The organism is Acinetobacter sp. 22323 (assembly GCF_052044895.1).
GTDB lineage: Bacteria > Pseudomonadota > Gammaproteobacteria > Pseudomonadales > Moraxellaceae > Acinetobacter > Acinetobacter schindleri.
On record NZ_JBQEOL010000001.1, the window covers coordinates 1 to 18,642 of the forward strand.

An 18,642-nucleotide genomic window follows, 5' to 3' on the forward strand; every position below is an offset into this window, starting at 1 on the left:
GTAGCAGTCCTTAACAGATTTACGGAATTAGGTCGCCCACTTACCCAAGTTACGCCTTAAATTTGGCTCAATTAGGGGCGCTTTGCATTTCAAATCTTTGTGCAACAAAGCCTTTATAGTATGAAGCTTTCAAATTACAATAAATTATTAGGTTACATGTATTCTAAATCTATGAAGGATACGTTCTCCTCTCAAGAACCCAAGGCAGGTTGTGCATATAAAGAAACAATTAATTTATTGGTAAATATTTTGCAGTGGTGTGAACAGATCGAAACGGAGTTTCGGCACTTACATTGCGGTGAGCAAACGAATCAAGTAGGCCGATATAGAAGTCAGCAGCTTCTATTGGGTATAGGAAAAGCGCTAGATCAACTTTATGTAATGCCTAACTTTGATCAGCTACAAATGGGTCTAAAAAATAAAAGACTAACTGAATTCGGTCGAATCTTTGATAGTTTTGTCCATAGGACTGCTAAATCAACAAATCTAAAACAGCAGCAACATTTCCTGAGGCAGGAACAATTCAGACAATTTTATGCAGGGAGTTGGCAGAATGATTTCTTGAAAATATGGTATGAACATTACATTGATAATTTAAGAAGATATGGCATACCAGCTGAAAAATTCTCAGAAACGAAAAGTTTAATACTAAGTGATTTAGACGAGCTACTTAAGATAGGTAAAAAATTACATGTTTTAAGTACTGTAATTCGAATTGATAGCAATAATGCAGATGATGAAATTGCAAAACTTCATAGCAAGAGATATGAGCTTTTACGGCAGATCTCAGTTGAGGGGTTATTACGTAATTATTATATTTGCTTGAATGGTCACAATAATGGCTTAGACTACTTCTGTATATGGGTATTTGAAACAACATCTGATTACACGGAACATAGAACAATAAGTGAGATCAAAACACAGTGCCATGAGCTTCTAAAATCATATGACTTGAATATTGATGTCAGTATTATGAATTGGAATGATAACTTTAATTCAAGTAGTGAGGTCTTCAATAAGCAATTTAATCTATGCCTTTACGACGAAAAGAATAAAGCTATATTCATTGAGAATTGTTTAGATTTTCTTGTGAGATTGGATCAGGACTTTATGTTCAAGTCTACAAATGATGACATTATTGGGCGGGAAAATCACGAAATTAATTTTAATGAAAACGTGCATATCATTATACAAAAGTTCAAAAAGCACCCTAACCCACATCGTGTATTAGGTGATTTAACTCAATATGCTTTATTCGACTTGTGTTGGGTACAAAATCATTTAGATGCTTATAGCAAAGACTATTTGAAGAATATTATTTTGCAATATCAAGAAAATTTGTCATCTTACGCAACATTTAAGTTAACGGAAGCAGAGCTTAAGCTTCTAGAAAAAATTGAAATTTTTATGCTATCGGTCAAATATTCGCGATCCTTACAGCCTAATGAAATGCGAGCGCAGCAAATAGTTGAAAGAACGCTGTTTCAATTTGTAGATTTGCTCATGCAACATGATTCTATTATTACGCTGGGAACTCGAATTGGGGGCGTTTATCGATCAAGGCTATTGCATTATTTTTTCGGGCAGTTCAGAAAATATGACTATCAGGATTTTTTGTCATTTCCTTTTGATCATACACGAGCTAATTTTTATAAATCTAAGATTGAAGACTTTAAGTACTATGGGGGACTATTTCAATCAATATATAGTCCCATAGCTATTACGTTAGGGCAAAATAAGCACATAAATATTCCAAGGCATGAGCAACGATGCGAGAAAATCCAAAATTATTTGAGAGGGGCTTTTAAGCGCGATTGCGTTTTAATTAGATGCTCACTTAGCTGTGAGATGAAGAACGGCTTTATGAAACAAAAAGGGCTAAGTTCTGCTTTATATCAGATGTTGCATGCGGGAAAACGGAGAGCACCATTATCTAAGCTTAGGGCGTATGTAGGGGCATGGGTTGAAAATGATACAAGCCAAGTGTCAGATAAAAGACGATTCTTTGCCGATATTGTTTTTGTATTTGATCGTGAAGTACTGAATAATTATTCTAATTTAGCGGATGTTGTTAGTGAAAGATGGCAGGAAACGCTCAAGAAGGCTAGTGAGGCATTTCAACCGCCATTAGATTTAAAGGCTTCGTGCCGAGTTAAAAAAATATTTAATTCTGTAGAAGGGTTGGCATATCAAGAGTTGCTAGTAGAATCAATTGATAAACCACTAAAAAATATTATTATCAATAACTTGGCTCCTTACATAGTATATAAGGATCTGTTAGATAATACATTTTATTCAGATACTCCTAAATGGCTTATCAGAGGTACGTTACCTCGTAAAAAAAAGCGAAAGCCTAGCACTAAATCAAATAAAGCTGATGCTTGATATTCACCGCATAACTTTTTCAAAAGTAGGCTCTATCGATTATGCTTGTTGATCAATAGAGCTTCAAATATTGTGAAAAAAAAATTGAAAATATTGGTTGAATATGTTGTTTGGCTAACAAATATTCAAATTTGTAATGGCAGGTTATTAATATTATTAAATATATATCATATAGAGATTAATACTCTTACTACTCATAAGCTTATAGCATTAAGTACAATCTAACTAAAATTTATATTTATACAGTTTACCCATGTCATATGGAGCTATTTCCATATTGAGTATTAAACATGAGTAAATCAATTAATGAGTCTAAATTAACAATCCAACTAGAAGTAACTACAAACTTATGGATTAAGGCTGAGAATGAACCATTGGATTTCTATGAAGAGTTTGCAGAGTTATTGATTCATTTTGATGATATTTACCGTTCAGGCTTTCAGTACTTTGGTTATATCAATGCATGGTGTGATTGGTTAGATGAGCATGATATTGATGATTTAGATTTTGATGAAGTCGTCGATGAGTTGAAATGTGAATCATTTGATTACTATCAAAATTACTTTAAGGGGTACCAGAGTAGACAGCTGAAAGATTTCCATAGGCATCGTGAGAACGAAAAACGTAATCTGGAATCTTTATCGAAAAAATTAGATAGAGCTCTTAGTCGATATTCAAAGTTAGAAGTAGTGAGAGTGGATATTGCATATTTGCAAAGCTGTCACGATATCATCGATATCCAAATGTTCTATCAAGATTTAGAAGAGTTGCGTAAAGCGATATCTAAGCGTAAAGATCCGTTTCATGACTTAGTCGATTCTGCATGGGCGTTAGAGCAGGGTGAAACCAAAGGTTATCATTGCCATCTGTTGTTAATCTTCAATGGGCATCAACGTCAAAAAGGATGGGCTATAGCGGATAAGGTCGGGAAGTTGTGGAAGCAGATTACTAATGATGAGGGCTGTTATTTCAACTGTCATGATCCTAAGCAAATAGCTAAGTATAGAGAGCTCGGTATTCTTGGTATTGGTAGAATACATCGGGATAATCCAGTGGAGGTTCGTAACCTTCGTAATGCAGGTGCTTATCTAGTGAACCCTGAGAAAGAAGCGCAACACTTACGTGTAAAGCTCAGTCCTAAAATGCGTACCTTTCAGTGATTTGAAAATAATCTCAGATATACATCATCTAGATGAAAACAAAGTTATTTCAACTTTCAGGGCTTGCCAATCGGTAAGCCTTTGTCATTTTTGGAGATGTATATTATGAGTTTAACTTGTCCTTACTGTTTATCTGATCAGGTCATCCAAGTTGTGAATCAACAAGTGAATGGAACTGAATCATCAGGTCTTGCAGCATCAGCATCGTTTGCCACCATTGGTGCATCCATCTCAAAGAGCTTACCTTTACCTGTATCCCCATTACTTGGTGGACTAGCAGGTGCAGTTATTGGTGGTCTATTCAGTAGTGTATTCGATGAGCCGAAAAAGCCTATCACCATGACCTACTACCACTGTAATCAATGTCAGCAGAACTTTCGTTGAATCAGCATAGGAGATCGAATCAATGGCACATCAAATTGAACAAATCGCCTATGTTGGCGAAACCCCTTGGCATGGTCTCGGTAATCAGCTAAGTCCGAATCAACCACTGGAAGTCTGGGCACAGCAAGCCGGGATGGACTGGCGGATTGAATCCTCCAATGTCAGCTACATGGCACAAAATGAACGTGGTCAGAGCATTATCATGCCATTTGAAGAACAGCGAGTGTTGTATCGTTCAGATACCCATGCACCTTTATCTGTAGTCAGTCAGCGTTATCAGGAAGTTCAACCTAAAGAGATTCTGGAGTTCTACCGGGATCTGACTGAGCAATCTGGCTTTAAGTTAGAAACCGCAGGGGTTTTGAAAGGTGGGAAGAAGTTCTGGGCTTTGGCACGTACAGGTCAAAGTTCCGCTTTAAAGTCTAAGGATGTCAGTAATGGTTATATCCTGCTGGCTACTGCGTGTGACGGCACTTTGGCAACGACAGCACAGTTCACCAGTATCCGAGTGGTCTGTAACAACACTTTGGCGATTGCATTACGTGGGCAGAGCAGTAGTGCTGGTGTAGTGAAAGTTCCACATAGCACCAAGTTTGATGCAGAGAAGGTGAAACAGCAATTGGGTATTTCAGTGCGTGCATGGGATGAGCACATGTATGAAATGAAACAGCTCACGCAGCGTAAGGTGAGTCAGCAGGAAGCTAAGGCTTACTTTGATGCTGTGTTCAACAATAGCACCATGTCAATTTCTGATCCTGAAGAGAACATCATTCAGTTCTACCGTCAGGTGGCAAGTAACCCACCACAGCAAAATAAAACTGAACCAAATGGAAGAGCTATGACCAAAGCACTCGACATGTTTAATGGTCAGGGGCGAGGGGCAGATCTTTCATCTGCTAAAGGTACGGCTTATGGCTTACTGTGTTCGATCACGGAATTCGTTGATCATGAACGTCGTGCCATGAGTACAGATCATCGTCTCGATTCAGCATGGTTTGGTGCAGGCGCAGGTCTTAAACAACGTGGATTAGAACAAGCTCTGAGCTTGATAGCCTAAGCTCATGTAATTCTAACCCCGCAAGTCTCAACAATCGCTGAATAAAGCACACATATAAAGCTATCTAGTTTCAACTCACAATCAACAATCTGAATCAGCATGCATATCGCCATACCCGACCTCGTGTCGGGTATGGCTTTTTTATGCGCTTCTTTTTTACAAAACTGAAATTTATAAGGATAGAACTATGAATCAAATTGCACCGATTTCTAATCAATCTGTACAGACAGGTGTGCAAACGGCATTAAACCCATTAGCCACAACCAAGCGAGCTAATTCTGCAAAACGCTTAGTCAGCACCAAAGATATGGCGTATCAAGATTGGCTTGAAGTTCGTAAGCAAGGTATCGGTAGCAGTGACGCAGCTACGGCATGTGGATTAAACCCATACATGTCGATGCTAGAACTGTGGCTAATCAAAACAGGTCGACAAGCTCAGTCCATTGAAGATGAAAGTACAGGGGTTGCACCACTGTATTGGGGCAAGCAACTTGAACCTTTAGTGGCTGAGTATTACAGCATGCACACCAACAATAAGGTACGTCGAGTCAATGCAGTGTTACAGCACCCTGAACCTGACAAACATTTCATGTTGGCAAACTTAGATTACTCCGTTGTCGGAAGTGATGAAGTACAGATCCTTGAATGTAAAACAGCAGGGGAGCATGGAGCAAAGCTGTGGCGTGATGGCGTACCCCTTTATGTCTTGTGTCAGGTACAGCACCAATTAGCTGTGACAGGAAAACAGGCAGCCCATGTTTGTGTTTTGCTCTGTGGGCATGAAACCAAAATCTTTAAAGTCACTCGTTCTGAATCTGTGATTCAGCACATCATTAATGCAGAACGTTACTTCTGGGAATGTGTGGAAAAGGATACACCACCATCTGTGGATGCGAGTGAATCGGCAGCCAAAGCCATTCAGCAGTTGTATCCAATGCATGTACCACTAACAGTTGAAGATCTATCACAGAATGAAACAGCCAATCTCATGTTCGATAAGCTGATCAAACTGAAAGAAGAGATTCAGCATAAGCAAGAACGCTTCTATCAACTCAAGCATCAAATCCAAATGATGATGAAGGATGCAGAGCGTGCCACGTTTAGTCGTGGTTCAGTAGTGTGGAAGAAAGCCAATGATAGTGTCAGTTTGGATACCAAAGCACTGCTTAAGCATCAGCCTGATCTTATTGATCAATACCCATTGAAAAGACAGGGCAGTCGTCGCTTCAACATCTATATCGATTAAGCCCATCTCATTCACTTCATCAAAAATGCACAAAAATCGCTCCCCGCTCTCTACATCATGTATAGAGAGCAAATCGGTCGCGATCTTTGCAGCTAAAACTCAGCTTTTTAACATTTGGATAACTTATTTGGTCCGTGTTCTGACCTACATAGAAGCACCCAAATCTGTAAGGAATTAAATATAGGAGTATCACCATGATCAAAGGTCTAGCGATCACACCGCCTACACTTGGACGTATCAGTATTGGTCGAATCGTGGAAAAGAATGGCAAACGTCTACCTGAAAAAGATGATCAATTCACCATAACCTCGCAAATCCAAAATAAAGAAGGATGGGTCAAGCACCCATTAGATGAACAGCTTCGAGCGAATGCTCCGAATCAGAAACTCCGTTCAATCCCTGTCCGCATGATCTTTAATGATCCTGATCTGAACTTACGCGCAGAATACATCTTATTTGATCGCCAGACTGGACGTCCTGTCTGTGTGGGTGATGGTCAAACTTGTCAGCGTTTAACCAACCAAGGTGTTGAACAGCATCCATGCCCTTCTCCTGATTTATGTCCTTTAGCTCAAGGTGGACACTGCAAACCATATGGACGTTTACATGTGAACTTAGATGAGTCGGATGAATTTGGCACATTCATTTTTAGAACCACAGGCTTTAACAGCATTCGGACTTTGGCAGCTCGACTGAGTTACTACCATGCAGCATCAAATGGTTTGCTTTCATGCTTGCCACTACAACTGACATTACGAGGTAAGAGTACAACGCAGAGTTATCGTCAGCCTGTGTATTATGTGGATTTAACATTAAGAGAGGGTGTGGATTTGCAGTCTGCGATTCACACTGCACATGAGATTGATCAGCAAAGTAAGCAGGCTGGATTCAATCAAGAGGCACTCGATCAGATGGCACGACAGGGCTTTGCTAATGCGAAATTTGAAATGGATATAGAGGAAGGATTGGATGTAGTAGAGGAGTTTTATCAGACAGAGGAGCAACAGCAGTCAGTTGTTAAAAATGAGTCTTTTAATATTCAACAGGGTTTAAAAGGCTCAGTGACTGCGTTGAATTGAATCGGACAGTGTAAAACCTTACGGGATTGCCGTATCTCATGAGCGAGTTGCTCGACATCATGAGATCGGAGTAAACACCATGAGTACATTTGTAGGACAAACATTCCAAATGAACCAACTGATTAGTATCAAGCAGGTCGTAGAGTTAGTTGGCGTTGGACGTTCAACCATCTATGAAATGATGGATGAGAACTCACCCTACTACGATCCGACCTTTCCAAAGAAAGTCAAAATCACCCAAAACCGTATCGGTTGGTCAGCTTATGAGATCCATCAATGGATTGAAAGTAAGTTGGCAAGCCGTGAATAGAAAGGGAGCTTTCGCTCCCTTATTTTTCCTGTGAAACATTTTGATTAGAATATTCGATATATGCTTGTTTACAAATATCTTTAGCTATTATTCCTAAATATGTGCATAGGTCTAGATAAGTATATTTTTTAATATCTGTAGGCATCTTATCTATAGATAAATCATCATATTTACTTTGGTAAATATAATAGTGAAGTAAAAGTTTTTGAGATTCTTTTAGTTTTAGAAAAGATTCCAATACTTTGTTTTCGGTATCAGATACAGCGACTTCAATTCCCTTTATTGAAGCTAAATAGCCCACATACTCCCAATCATTCTTTAAATTTATGTCTTTGTTATTTTGACAGTAATTTGAATTTTTGAAACTTTCTATAGATATTTCGATAATTTGGTTCTTAATATCATTTTCATAATCTATGGCTATAATTTTAAAATCATTAGAAATTCTATTAAAATTTTCTTTTTGGGTGGCTGCTTCGAATTGTGAGAAATACCACTCATAAGCTTTATGGTGATTTCCAAATAATTCTAAAAATAAAATAAATTCTGGAGTAAGAAGATAAATATTTTTTTCTATTTCATAATAATCATTGGAAAGTGATAAGTCAGATGTATTATTTATTAAAGTAATAATATTGATAATATGATTTATATTGGTTTGTAGAAGTATTTTAAGAGTTCTATATTTTTCATCAGAATCTAAATTTATATCTTTAATAATATTTAAGTTATATGTTTCTAATTCTAAAGGGTGCTCATATTCAATAATGTCTTTATGTATGCAATCTCTCAATATATATATTGTTTCTGTATTGATATTAAATTTCACACTTATAAGAGATGGATCTAAGAAAACTCCAAAAGCACGTCTGAACGCGAGTGTTAGATCAGTAGTATCCATTAACTCAGGAGAAATGTTCATGCAATCATAAATTTTTCGGCAGCTTGCTGTATTACGAGCTAATCGAAGCTCATTTTTGATGCGTCCTAAGTCTTCAGTTATCCAATCAAAATCTGCCATATGAGAACCTGTTCTTTATTAAAGTAGAATTAAATTTTACGCAAAGCAGTCTGAGCGCATGAGTAGATTCATTAGACCAAATTTCGCGACATAATTTGGCGTATAAGCCTAAAGAAGCCAATATACACACTGCCCAACTATTTGAAAATAGTGTTAAATTGGCGACATATATAATGATAGTTTTAGGTCTAAACATGGATCATTCAGTTCACAATAAATTGGTTTCTTTCATTTGGTCTATTGCGGATGATTGTCTACGCGATGTGTATGTACGTGGTAAGTACCGTGACATCATTTTACCGATGGTCGTGTTACGTCGTTTAGATACTTTATTAGAACCAACCAAAGCTGCAATTTTAGCTGAAGTTCAGGATCAACAAGCTGAACCTGATTTTGTTGAATTAGATGATTTACCACTCCGTCATATTTCAGGCTATGTCTTTTATAACAGCTCACAATGGACGCTCAAAAGCTTATTTGAAACAGCGACTAATAATCAGCAAATTCTATTGGCAAACTTTGAAGACTACTTACGTGGCTTCAGCGATAACGTTAAAGAAATTATCGATTGCTTTAACTTATTTGCTCAAATCCGCCACATGGCAAGCAAAGATGTATTGTTGGATGTATTGGAAAAATTTGTATCTCCATACATCAACCTCAGCCCATTTGAAACGCAAGATCCAAATGGCTATAAGCTCGGGGGGTTGTCTAACCTCGGTATGGGATATGTATTTGAGGAACTCATTCGTAAATTTAACGAAGAAAATAATGAAGAGGCAGGTGAGCACTTTACCCCACGTGAAGTGATTGACCTGATGACGCATTTGGTCTTTGACCCAATCAAAGACCGTATTCCGTATGCCTTGTCTGTCTATGATCCTGCCTGTGGTAGTGGAGGTATGCTCACTGAAGCACAAAACTTTATTGAAGAGCGTTATAGCGATGAAGATCGTGACATCTTCCTTTACGGAAAAGAGATTAACGACGAAACCTATGCCATCTGTAAATCTGACATGATGATTAAGGGCAATAACCCTGAAAACATACGTGTGGGTTCGACCTTGGCAAGTGATGAGTTTGCCTCAAAACGTTTTGACTTTATGTTGTCAAATCCTCCGTATGGTAAAAGCTGGGCATCAGATCAAAAATACATTGTCGAAGATAAAAAAGTCATCGACCCACGTTTTAGAGTCGAGCTTAAAAACTATTGGGGTGAACTGAAAGAAGAAGATGCAACGCCACGTTCGAGCGATGGTCAGCTTTTATTCCTCATGGAAATGGTCAGTAAGATGAGCTCGCCTGAGCAAAATGGTATTGGTAGCCGTATTGCTTCTGTCCATAATGGTTCAAGTTTATTTACAGGTGATGCAGGTGGCGGCGAATCCAACATTCGTCGTTATATCATCGAAAATGATTTGCTGAATGCCATCATTCAATTGCCAAACAACTTGTTCTATAACACGGGTATTACCACTTATATTTGGTTGTTATCCAATAACAAGCCTGAGTCACGTAAAGGCAAAGTACAACTGATTGATGCAAGTTTGCTTTACCGTAAGTTACGTAAAAACTTAGGACAAAAGAACTGTGAGTTTGCACCTGAGCATCTTGAGGAAATTTTAAATGTGTACCTCAATGGGCAAGATGTTGAGCGTGGTTTAGATGCCAATAATGATCCAATTGGATTAGCCTCTAAGGTCTTTAATAATAGTGATTTTGGCTATTATAAAGTCAATATCGAACGTCCTGATCGTCGTAAAGCGCAGTTTAGTTTGGAGCGTTTACAGCCATTACGTTTTGATAAATCCTTGCTTGAGCCAATGGAATATATGTTTGCTGAATATGGCGATGCGCTGTACCAAGCAGGCAAGCTCAAAGAAGTGGAAAAAGACGTTTTAGATTGGTGTGAGAAGCAAGAGATCAGCTTAAATACCAAAGCAAAAGCCAAGCTGTTTGATATTAAGCATTGGACATCACTCAAGACGTTGTTTGAATCTGCTCAAGCAATTATGGCGCAAGTGGGTGAAGCGGAATCAAGTGACTTTAATGTGTTTAAAGACAACGTAGATAAAGCAATTAAATCCCTTGATTTAAAACTATCTGCATCTGAAAAGAACAGCATTTTAAATGCCGTGAGCTGGTATGACGAAACCGCTGAGAAAGTGCTGAAGAAAGTCGTGAAGTTGAATGGCGATAAGTTGGCTGAGCTACTTGAGCATTTAGGCTGTGAAGAATCTGATTTAGCTGACTTTGGTTATTTTGCAACAGGCAAAAAAGGTGAGTACATCACTTATGAAAGCAATGCAGATATCCGTGACAGCGAATCAGTGCCGTTAAATCAGCGTATTCACCAATATTTCTTAGATGAAGTAAAACCGCATGTGGATGAAGCATGGATTAATTTGGATTCGGTGAAAATTGGTTATGAGATCAGTTTTAATAAGTATTTCTACCAACATAAGCCGTTGCGTTCGCTTGAAGCTGTGGCTAAGAATATTTTAAGTCTTGAGAAACAAGCCGATGGTTTGATTGCACAGATTTTGGGTCTTTAAGGGGAAGCAGAATGTTTAATAAATATGATGCTTATAAAGATTCAGGTGTGGAAGCTTTAGGCGAGATACCTAATGATTGGGAAGTTTTAAGATTTCGAGATATTTGTGACTTTGGAAAAGGCTTAAACATTACTAAAGAAAACTTAGAAGATGTCGGAATTCCCTGTGTAAATTATGGTGAAGTCCATTCTAAATATGGTTTTGAGGTCAATCCTGAAGCTCACCAATTAAAATGTGTATCGGAAAGTTACTTGAAAAGTTCACCAAAATCTTTACTTAAATATGGTGACTTTGTATTTGCTGATACATCAGAAGATATTGATGGATCGGGAAATTTTACTTACTTGAATAGCCATCAGATGACCTTTGCTGGTTATCATACAGTCATTGTTCGACCTAAAAATAATATTAATGTTAGATTTTTGGCTTATGTGTTTGATTCATTAAGTTTTCGAAATCAAATTCGTAAAGCTGTTAAAGGTGTAAAAGTTTATAGCATTACTAAGTCGATTCTTAAAGACACGACTATTTGGTTACCTGATGTTGATTGTCAGCATGAAATATCACAATTTTTAGATACAAAGGTTGGTGAGCTGAACCAAGCTATTGCCATTAAAGAACAGCAAATTGCTTTACTGAATGAACGTAAGCAAATTGTGATTCAAAAAGCAGTGACGCAAGGTTTAAATCCAAATGTACCAACGATGGATTCGGGTGTGAAGTGGATTGGGCAGATTCCTGAGCATTGGGAAGTTGTCCGAGCTAAATTTTTATTTGATGAAGTTGATGAACGTTCATCTGAAGGGCAAGAAGAATTATTATCTGTTTCACATATGACAGGTGTAACGCCACGCTCTGAAAAAATTGTTTCTATGTTTATGGCTGAAGATTATTCAGGCTCTAAATTATGTAAAAAGAATGACTTAGTTATGAACATTATGTGGGCATGGATGGGGGCATTGGGGGTTTCTGCTTATGAAGGAATAGTGAGTCCGTCTTATGGTGTTTATAGACAGAAGAAACCTAATATCTTTAATGCTCAATATTTAGAGTATCTATTGAAAACCACTAAATATATTGAACATTACAATCGTGTATCCACTGGCTTACATTCGTCACGACTCCGATTTTATGGGCATATGTTCTTCAATATGAAAATTGGTTTTCCATCATTTGAAGAGCAGAATGAAATTATTGAAGCGATTAATGAGCAATCTATAAAAATTGATTTAGCTCTTAACAATCTAACAGCACAAATTGAAAAGCTTAAAGAATATAAAACCACACTCATTAATGATGCTGTTACAGGCAAAATTAAAGTGGCATAAATCTTCATATAGCTTTTAAAAAATTATAAACCGCCAATGCAGAGCGTAGAGGAATACTTGTGAACAAAAATTTAAACGAACTGGCTTTAGAAAAAAATATCGAACGTGCATTGGTCGGTATCTGTAAAGAAGACCTTGCTCAAGGCATCGCTCAAGCCCATACGGGTTTGGGCTATGTCATCGGGCATGTGTCCGACTTTAATGAAGACTATGCCATTGATGAAAAACTGTTTTTTCAATTTTTAGAAAGCACTCAAAAAGATAGCTTAGATGCCTACAAAGCCTATAATAAAAACGACTGGAAACAAAAAATTCTAGGACGTTTTGACAAGCTCATTAAAAAACATGGCATTGCCTATATGCTCAAAAAAGGCATGGCACTTGATGAGCAACATTTTCATTTTATGTACCCATGCCCATTGGCAAGCAGTAGCCAATCGGTTAAACAAAATTTTGCGTCTAATATTTTTAGCGTGACACGACAAGTGCAGTATTCACTCAAAAACCGTCGTGAAGAAATTGATATGGTCATCTTCCTTAATGGTTTGCCATTGGTGACGATGGAACTTAAAAATGCATGGACAAATCAAACAGCACGTTATCACGGTCAAAAACAATATCGTGAAGATCGTGACCCAACACAGTCATTGCTTACGCCTGCACGTTGCTTGGTGCATTTTGCTGTCGATACCGATGAAGTCTATATGACCACCAAATTAGAAGGTAAAAAGACCTACTTCTTACCATTTAACAAAGGTACAGCATCAGGTGGGCAAGGTAATCCTGTTAATCCAAACGGATATAAAACGGCATACTTGTGGGAAGAAATCTTTGCCAAAGAAAGCTTGGTTAATATTGTTCAACACTTTGTCCGTTTAGACGGTAAAGATTCAGATCAACTCAGCAAACGCACCTTGTTTTTCCCACGTTATCATCAACTTGATGTGGTGCGTAAAATCATTCGTGATGTGTCACAACACGGTGTGGGCAAACCGTATCTGATTCAGCACTCGGCAGGTTCGGGTAAATCGAACTCGATTACTTGGGCAGCCTTTCAATTGATTGAAGCATACCCAAACAATGCATTAGCAGCAGGCAAACGAGCATTGCATCAGCCTTTGTTTGATTCGGTAATTGTGGTGACAGACCGTAAAATCTTAGATAAACAACTGCGCGATAATATTAAAGATTTTTCGGAAATCAAAAACATTATTGCCCCTGCAATGAACAGTGCAGAGCTAAAAAGTGCTTTAGAAACGGGTAAAAAAATTATTATCACCACTATTCAAAAGTTCCGTATCATTTGGGATAGCGTGACTGATCTAAGTGATAAAAATTTTGCCATTATTATTGATGAAGCACATAGCTCACAGTCAGGTGAAGCGCATAACAGCATGAATCGAGCAATGGGCAATGAAGCCTTAAAAAATGCTGATGATGTTCAGGACATGCTTGTGGCAATGATGACCACACGTAAAAAGCGTGAAAATGTATCGTACTTTGCTTTTACTGCAACGCCTAAAAACACCACATTAGAAAAGTTTGGTCAACTAGATGTTGCGACAGGCAAATATGTACCATTTCATCTATACAGTATGAAACAAGCCATTGAAGAAGGCTTTATTTTAGATGTGTTGGCAAACTATACGACATATAAGAGCTTTTATGAGATTCAAAAGTCGATTGAAGACAATCCAATGTTTGAATCGAAAAAAGCACAACGTATTTTAAGAGCCTATGTGGAAGCGTCGCAACAATCGATTGATGCGAAAGCCAGTATTATGCTGGAGCATTTCATTGATAATGTAGTCAATAAGAAAAAACTCAAAGGCGTAGCAAAGGGCATGGTCGTGACTCAAAGCATTGAAGCTGCGATCCGCTATTACTTGTCACTTAAAAAATTGCTAGAGCAAAAAAATAAACCATTTAACATCATGATTGCATTTTCAGGTGAGAAAGAAGTTGATGGTAAAACCTATACTGAAGAATCGTTGAATGGCTTTAATGACACAAAAACAAAAGAAAAGTTTGATCTAGATGAAAACCGCATTTTGGTTGTAGCAAACAAATATCTGACTGGTTTTGATCAGCCTAAACTGACCACGATGTATATTGATAAAAAGCTCACAGGCGTACTATGTGTACAGGCTTTGTCACGTTTAAACCGTGCTGCGCCTAAATACAACAAACGCACAGAAGACTTGTTTATCTTAGATTTTTACAATGATGTTGATGATATTAAAAAAGCCTTTGATGATTTTTACACCTCGACTTCATTGTCTGAAGCAACAAATGTCAATGTACTGAATGACATTAAAACAGCATTAGATGACAAAGGCATTTACGAATTACATGAAGTGGTGAAGTTTAATGAACTGTTCTTTAGTAATGCGTCAGGCAGTGATCTAAGCCCAATCATTGATACAGTGGCAACACGTTTCGATGAAGAGAGAAAAGACTCTTGGGAACATGAGCAACGGGTTGATTTTAAAGTTAAGGCAAAACAGTTCGTTAAGATTTATGCTCAAGTCTCTTCCATCTCACGGTTTAATAACAAGGAGTGGGAGCAATTGTATTGGTTCTTAAAATTCCTTATTCCGAAACTGAATGTACAAGATGGACGCTTAAATGGTATTGATGACCTGTTGGAATCAGTCGATTTAAGTACTTATGCCTTGAAGCGTGAGCATATCAACAAGACCATTACGCTTGATGCCGAAGAAACGGTTTTAGATCCACAAAATCCAAACCCTCGTAATCCAAGCGAAGAAAATGATGATGAAACTTTAGATTCGATCGTTGCCAAGTTTAATGAAAAGTGGTTTCAGGATTGGAGTGCGACACCACAAGATCAACGGGTGATAATCATTGATTTGGTGAAACGTATTCAGCAGCATCAAAACTTTATGAAGAAGTATAAGCAGACGCAAGACCCACAGAACAGAGCATTGGTATTTAAAAAGATGCTCGATGAAATTATGGTAGTACAGCGTAAGAATATGGTGGACTTGTATAACCTTTACCGTAAAGATTCAGCATTCCAAGATACGTTTAGTCAGACCTTGGAAAACTTGATCGAGATGGAAGAGGTTTAGTTTTACTTACAGAAGCCATCATTAATGGTGACTTCTGTTTAGCCTAATTTATTTAAAAATATTTGAGGGGGATAGGTGAGAGAGTCAATAGCAAATGTTTTGGATGTAAGACCTAATTTAAAAGGCTCTGAAATAGCAGCAATTCTTGGATGGAATAAAAAAGAAATAAATTCATTCCTAGCGCAGCATTCTGATGTCTATATAAGAGATGAGTCTGATTTTACGTGGAATAATAAAAATCCGTTAAATGTTAAAGAAATAAAAATTGATTTTCCTTCCGGATGGATAGATGCGGAAGTATATGAAAATAAGGTTTTAGCGGGATGTGATTTTTTCAAGGATACGGCAAGGGTATCCTTTATCTTTAAAAAAAATACTAAATTATTATTGGAAGTTATTGCTAGATTTATCTCATTGATAAATCAGCTTAATGATTATGGCATTAAGGTTGTTGTAGATCTTGATAATTGTTCTGGAGCACATAGCTATTTGAATAGAAATGGTTTTTTTGATTTCACCAATAAAGGGATCATTGTCTTACCTAAACGACCTACTTATTCAACAGCACAACAATTTAAGGGAAATTGTCAGTCTTTAGTTGAGTTTGGTGAAATTTGTCCACAGAGTGAAAATAAACAATTAAAAAGTGACTTGAGGACAAGTTTTATTGCGCAGACATCATCAGAATATGCGAATGTAGCCACTCTATTTTTTGCTGAATTTATTGGGAATGTCAGTGATCATAGTGAGTCTAAATTGAAGGGATTTGCTGGATTACAGCTATATAGTCCACCGAATTCAAAACAGCATATACAAGCTGTAATTTCTGATAGTGGTAGAGGAGTAGTGGCAACATTAAGGACGACTCTTAAACATAACTATCCAGATCTATATAAAAAATATCCTGAGGGCCAAGAAGAATCAGATATAGGTTTGGCATTGGAAGTTTTTTCAAAAGGAAGAATTACTCGGTTTGGTAAAAGTAGTGGTAGAGGATTAGGTTTTAAAAGTACAACTGATAATGCAAGTAGGTTTGATGCAAATCTAAGTATTAGGTTGAATAATTTTAGTATTCAATTGATCTATCGAAAAGGTGAGCTGATTAGTGAAGATATACTTAGAAATCTAACATATATACATGGCACACATATCTGTTTTGATTTTATAATTGACTGAAGCTGTTTAAACAGGTTAAATTTAACAGATGACTAAAAAAAATTTTATAGAGCTTAGAAAACTTGTTAACTCATCTGTTGCTTTTGGCAATCAAGAAGGGAGAGAGGTTTATCAAGCTATATCAATGTATATTGATGAACACCCTGAGTACTCTATTTTCGAGGTATCTTTACGAGGTATTGATGCTACAGATGCCTCTTTCCCGAGAGAAAGTATCGTATCACTGGCAAAAAATTTCCGTGGGGAAAAAGCTTTTTATTTAACAAATTTTAAGAACAAAGATTTAATAGATAATTGGCAATACGGTGCAGAGGCTAAAGAGCAACCTTTGTTAATTAAGCATGAAGACAAGCAGCTTTGGATAGGTCCAAAAGTTAATTCAGCAACACAAGAATTGCTAGATTTTATTTATGAACAACCAAAAGTTACAACCTCTTTGATTGCTAATCATTTTGATGTTTCTATTCCGAACGCAAGCATGAAGCTAAAAAAACTGTTTAATCAAGGTTATATCTTAGGTGAAAAAGAAACAGCATCTTCTGGTGGGCATGAGTTTGTTTATCGACCAATAAAAGATTAAATAATCTGATTAAACTGTTTGACTTAATCAGGTTTATTGGGTTATAGTCTTCAAAAGGGCGAAAAGCCCTTTTTGAAACCTTCTGATTAAACAGATTAAATTAAACAGAAATAAGGAGTTTAGCTATGGCTACAAATCCTCCATCAGGCGATGGACATCGTAATGGAATGGTTCGTGATCGTTCTCAAACACAAACCCCAAGTGGACATTGGGTTAAACGTGACACTGATACTGGGCGTTTTATGGATGTTAAGACATCTGATAAGACACCCTTTAAAGGTGTACGTAAAGAAAAATAAACCAGTAAATAATGCTCAATGGCTTTTCGAAGCCATTGAGTATCCTATTAAATTTTTGAATTAGAGGTTGTAATAATGGCGCGTAACCGTACTGTAAACTATGCTGTTGTTGATATTAAATTACTTCGAGAAGGTACAACAGTTGAAACTTATGTTGAGCTTTTTGAAGAACTTCGGAAAAATCCTAGACCGATTCCAATGGAACGTAATAACTATCTAAAATTTCGCTTTATAAAACCATTAAATGAAGAGAACTTGCTTAATGGTTTTAGTGGAGAAGTTTTTAAAAGTAATGGACTTACAAGTGATTGGTATGACGAAGAAAAAAATGAAAGGAATCGCCATAAAAATGTAGAGGAAAACTATATTCCATCTAATTTAAAAGCAAATCCAAGATTCTTTAAATTTATATTCTTTCCTTTACATCAAAAATTGGTTTGTGAAGTGAAGGACCCTGAAAATGAGATCCAAATTGGATTGCTTGAAAAGTTTTTAAAGAAGCTAATTATAACGGATAAATTGCAGGACAAATTTGGACGAATCATAGTTAGTACAGTCCCTGAAGTAATTTCAGCAGAAAAGATTATCAATTCGAAAACTTTAAAACGAATTCAAATCTGTTTAGAAAAGCCAGAAATAGGTGAGCAGTTCGATTCATCTCACAAAGTTATTTCTCATATGGTTGATATGAATACAGAGTCTTATATTCAGACATATATCGCAGGTAAAAATGATTTTTTAAACTTAAGCGATGAAGTAAAAGAGCTCATAAAGTTTGCTGCAGAGCATGGCATTATTGAATATAAGATCGAAAATCAAGAAGGGTTAATAGAAGATAAAAGTACTGCTGAATCTAACCCTTTAATTATTAGAGTTCAGTATGATCCAGATGAAACAGATCAACATTATTTGATCCAAGCTAAAGCATTGGAAATTGTAAGTAACATTAATTAGTGGTCAAATTCGA

Annotated in this window: 15 protein-coding genes; 14 read left to right on the forward strand and 1 reads right to left on the reverse strand. The window is 36.9% G+C overall.

Annotation, left to right across the window (positions count from 1 at the left end):
* Positions 1 to 99: 99 nt before the first annotated feature.
* The 7 genes from ACTJIX_RS00005 to ACTJIX_RS00035 all read left to right on the forward strand — a co-directional run bounded on the left by ACTJIX_RS00005 (position 100) and on the right by ACTJIX_RS00035 (position 7,621).
* Positions 100 to 2,385, forward strand: a complete 2,286-nt coding sequence (locus tag ACTJIX_RS00005) for a hypothetical protein (protein WP_440611070.1) — start codon at positions 100 to 102, stop codon at positions 2,383 to 2,385.
* A 290-nt stretch (positions 2,386 to 2,675) separates the two neighbouring features.
* The gene (locus ACTJIX_RS00010; protein ID WP_071320390.1) at positions 2,676 to 3,545 is read left to right on the forward strand and encodes a YagK/YfjJ domain-containing protein; all 870 of its coding nucleotides are present in this window, start codon (positions 2,676 to 2,678) and stop codon (positions 3,543 to 3,545) included.
* A 105-nt stretch (positions 3,546 to 3,650) separates the two neighbouring features.
* The gene (locus ACTJIX_RS00015; RefSeq protein ID WP_180072471.1) at positions 3,651 to 3,929 is read left to right on the forward strand and encodes a hypothetical protein; all 279 of its coding nucleotides are present in this window, start codon (positions 3,651 to 3,653) and stop codon (positions 3,927 to 3,929) included.
* Positions 3,930 to 3,951: 22 nt separating this feature from the next.
* On the forward strand, positions 3,952 to 4,986 hold the full coding sequence (locus ACTJIX_RS00020) for a DUF932 domain-containing protein (RefSeq protein ID WP_071321309.1): 1,035 nt from the start codon (positions 3,952 to 3,954) through the stop codon (positions 4,984 to 4,986).
* A gap of 187 nt (positions 4,987 to 5,173) precedes the next feature.
* On the forward strand, positions 5,174 to 6,232 hold the full coding sequence (locus tag ACTJIX_RS00025) for a YqaJ viral recombinase family nuclease (protein ID WP_071321308.1): 1,059 nt from the start codon (positions 5,174 to 5,176) through the stop codon (positions 6,230 to 6,232).
* Between the two features lie 194 nt (positions 6,233 to 6,426).
* Positions 6,427 to 7,311, forward strand: a complete 885-nt coding sequence (locus ACTJIX_RS00030) for a recombination directionality factor (RefSeq protein WP_071321307.1) — start codon at positions 6,427 to 6,429, stop codon at positions 7,309 to 7,311.
* Between the two features lie 79 nt (positions 7,312 to 7,390).
* Positions 7,391 to 7,621, forward strand: a complete 231-nt coding sequence (locus tag ACTJIX_RS00035; RefSeq protein WP_071321306.1) for a helix-turn-helix transcriptional regulator — start codon at positions 7,391 to 7,393, stop codon at positions 7,619 to 7,621.
* A gap of 19 nt (positions 7,622 to 7,640) precedes the next feature.
* Here the strand turns inward: ACTJIX_RS00035 and ACTJIX_RS00040 are convergent, their stop codons facing one another.
* Positions 7,641 to 8,642 (reverse strand): hypothetical protein, encoded by a 1,002-nt coding sequence (locus ACTJIX_RS00040; protein ID WP_071321305.1) that lies wholly within the window; start codon positions 8,640 to 8,642, stop codon positions 7,641 to 7,643.
* Positions 8,643 to 8,836: 194 nt separating this feature from the next.
* Between ACTJIX_RS00040 and ACTJIX_RS00045 the strand changes: the two genes are divergently transcribed.
* The 7 genes from ACTJIX_RS00045 (at position 8,837) to ACTJIX_RS00075 (ending at position 18,629) form a co-directional block, all read left to right on the forward strand.
* Positions 8,837 to 11,197: a type I restriction-modification system subunit M gene (locus ACTJIX_RS00045; protein WP_071321304.1), complete on the forward strand. Its 2,361-nt coding sequence runs from the start codon at positions 8,837 to 8,839 to the stop codon at positions 11,195 to 11,197.
* A gap of 11 nt (positions 11,198 to 11,208) precedes the next feature.
* On the forward strand, positions 11,209 to 12,525 hold the full coding sequence (locus ACTJIX_RS00050; RefSeq protein WP_311203945.1) for a restriction endonuclease subunit S: 1,317 nt from the start codon (positions 11,209 to 11,211) through the stop codon (positions 12,523 to 12,525).
* A 59-nt stretch (positions 12,526 to 12,584) separates the two neighbouring features.
* Complete coding sequence (locus ACTJIX_RS00055; protein ID WP_440611071.1) at positions 12,585 to 15,620, forward strand: type I restriction endonuclease subunit R; 3,036 nt, start codon at positions 12,585 to 12,587, stop codon at positions 15,618 to 15,620.
* A gap of 75 nt (positions 15,621 to 15,695) precedes the next feature.
* Positions 15,696 to 16,796 (forward strand): hypothetical protein, encoded by a 1,101-nt coding sequence (locus ACTJIX_RS00060; protein WP_071321146.1) that lies wholly within the window; start codon positions 15,696 to 15,698, stop codon positions 16,794 to 16,796.
* A 28-nt stretch (positions 16,797 to 16,824) separates the two neighbouring features.
* Entirely contained in the window at positions 16,825 to 17,376 is a 552-nt protein-coding gene (locus tag ACTJIX_RS00065; protein WP_071321145.1) for a DNA-binding protein, read from the forward strand.
* A gap of 125 nt (positions 17,377 to 17,501) precedes the next feature.
* A complete protein-coding gene (locus ACTJIX_RS00070) occupies positions 17,502 to 17,675 on the forward strand; it encodes a hypothetical protein (protein WP_171260619.1) in 174 nt (57 codons plus the stop codon).
* A 75-nt stretch (positions 17,676 to 17,750) separates the two neighbouring features.
* Positions 17,751 to 18,629, forward strand: a complete 879-nt coding sequence (locus ACTJIX_RS00075) for a DUF4747 family protein (protein ID WP_071321143.1) — start codon at positions 17,751 to 17,753, stop codon at positions 18,627 to 18,629.
* Positions 18,630 to 18,642: the final 13 nt, after the last annotated feature.

Excerpts from the sequence above, each read along its gene's own strand:
- ACTJIX_RS00020 (WP_071321309.1), top strand. The coding sequence starts at position 3,952 with ATGGCACATCAAATTGAACAAATCGCCTATGTTGGCGAAACCCCTTGG.
- ACTJIX_RS00035 (WP_071321306.1), top strand. The coding sequence starts at position 7,391 with ATGAGTACATTTGTAGGACAAACATTCCAAATGAACCAACTGATTAGT.
- ACTJIX_RS00070 (WP_171260619.1), top strand. The coding sequence starts at position 17,502 with ATGGCTACAAATCCTCCATCAGGCGATGGACATCGTAATGGAATGGTT.
- ACTJIX_RS00050 (WP_311203945.1), top strand. The coding sequence starts at position 11,209 with ATGTTTAATAAATATGATGCTTATAAAGATTCAGGTGTGGAAGCTTTA.
- ACTJIX_RS00010 (WP_071320390.1), top strand. The coding sequence starts at position 2,676 with ATGAGTAAATCAATTAATGAGTCTAAATTAACAATCCAACTAGAAGTA.
- ACTJIX_RS00045 (WP_071321304.1), top strand. The coding sequence starts at position 8,837 with ATGGATCATTCAGTTCACAATAAATTGGTTTCTTTCATTTGGTCTATT.
- ACTJIX_RS00075 (WP_071321143.1), top strand. The coding sequence starts at position 17,751 with ATGGCGCGTAACCGTACTGTAAACTATGCTGTTGTTGATATTAAATTA.
- ACTJIX_RS00040 (WP_071321305.1), bottom strand. The coding sequence starts at position 8,642 with ATGGCAGATTTTGATTGGATAACTGAAGACTTAGGACGCATCAAAAAT.
- ACTJIX_RS00015 (WP_180072471.1), top strand. The coding sequence starts at position 3,651 with ATGAGTTTAACTTGTCCTTACTGTTTATCTGATCAGGTCATCCAAGTT.
- ACTJIX_RS00025 (WP_071321308.1), top strand. The coding sequence starts at position 5,174 with ATGAATCAAATTGCACCGATTTCTAATCAATCTGTACAGACAGGTGTG.
- ACTJIX_RS00065 (WP_071321145.1), top strand. The coding sequence starts at position 16,825 with ATGACTAAAAAAAATTTTATAGAGCTTAGAAAACTTGTTAACTCATCT.
- ACTJIX_RS00030 (WP_071321307.1), top strand. The coding sequence starts at position 6,427 with ATGATCAAAGGTCTAGCGATCACACCGCCTACACTTGGACGTATCAGT.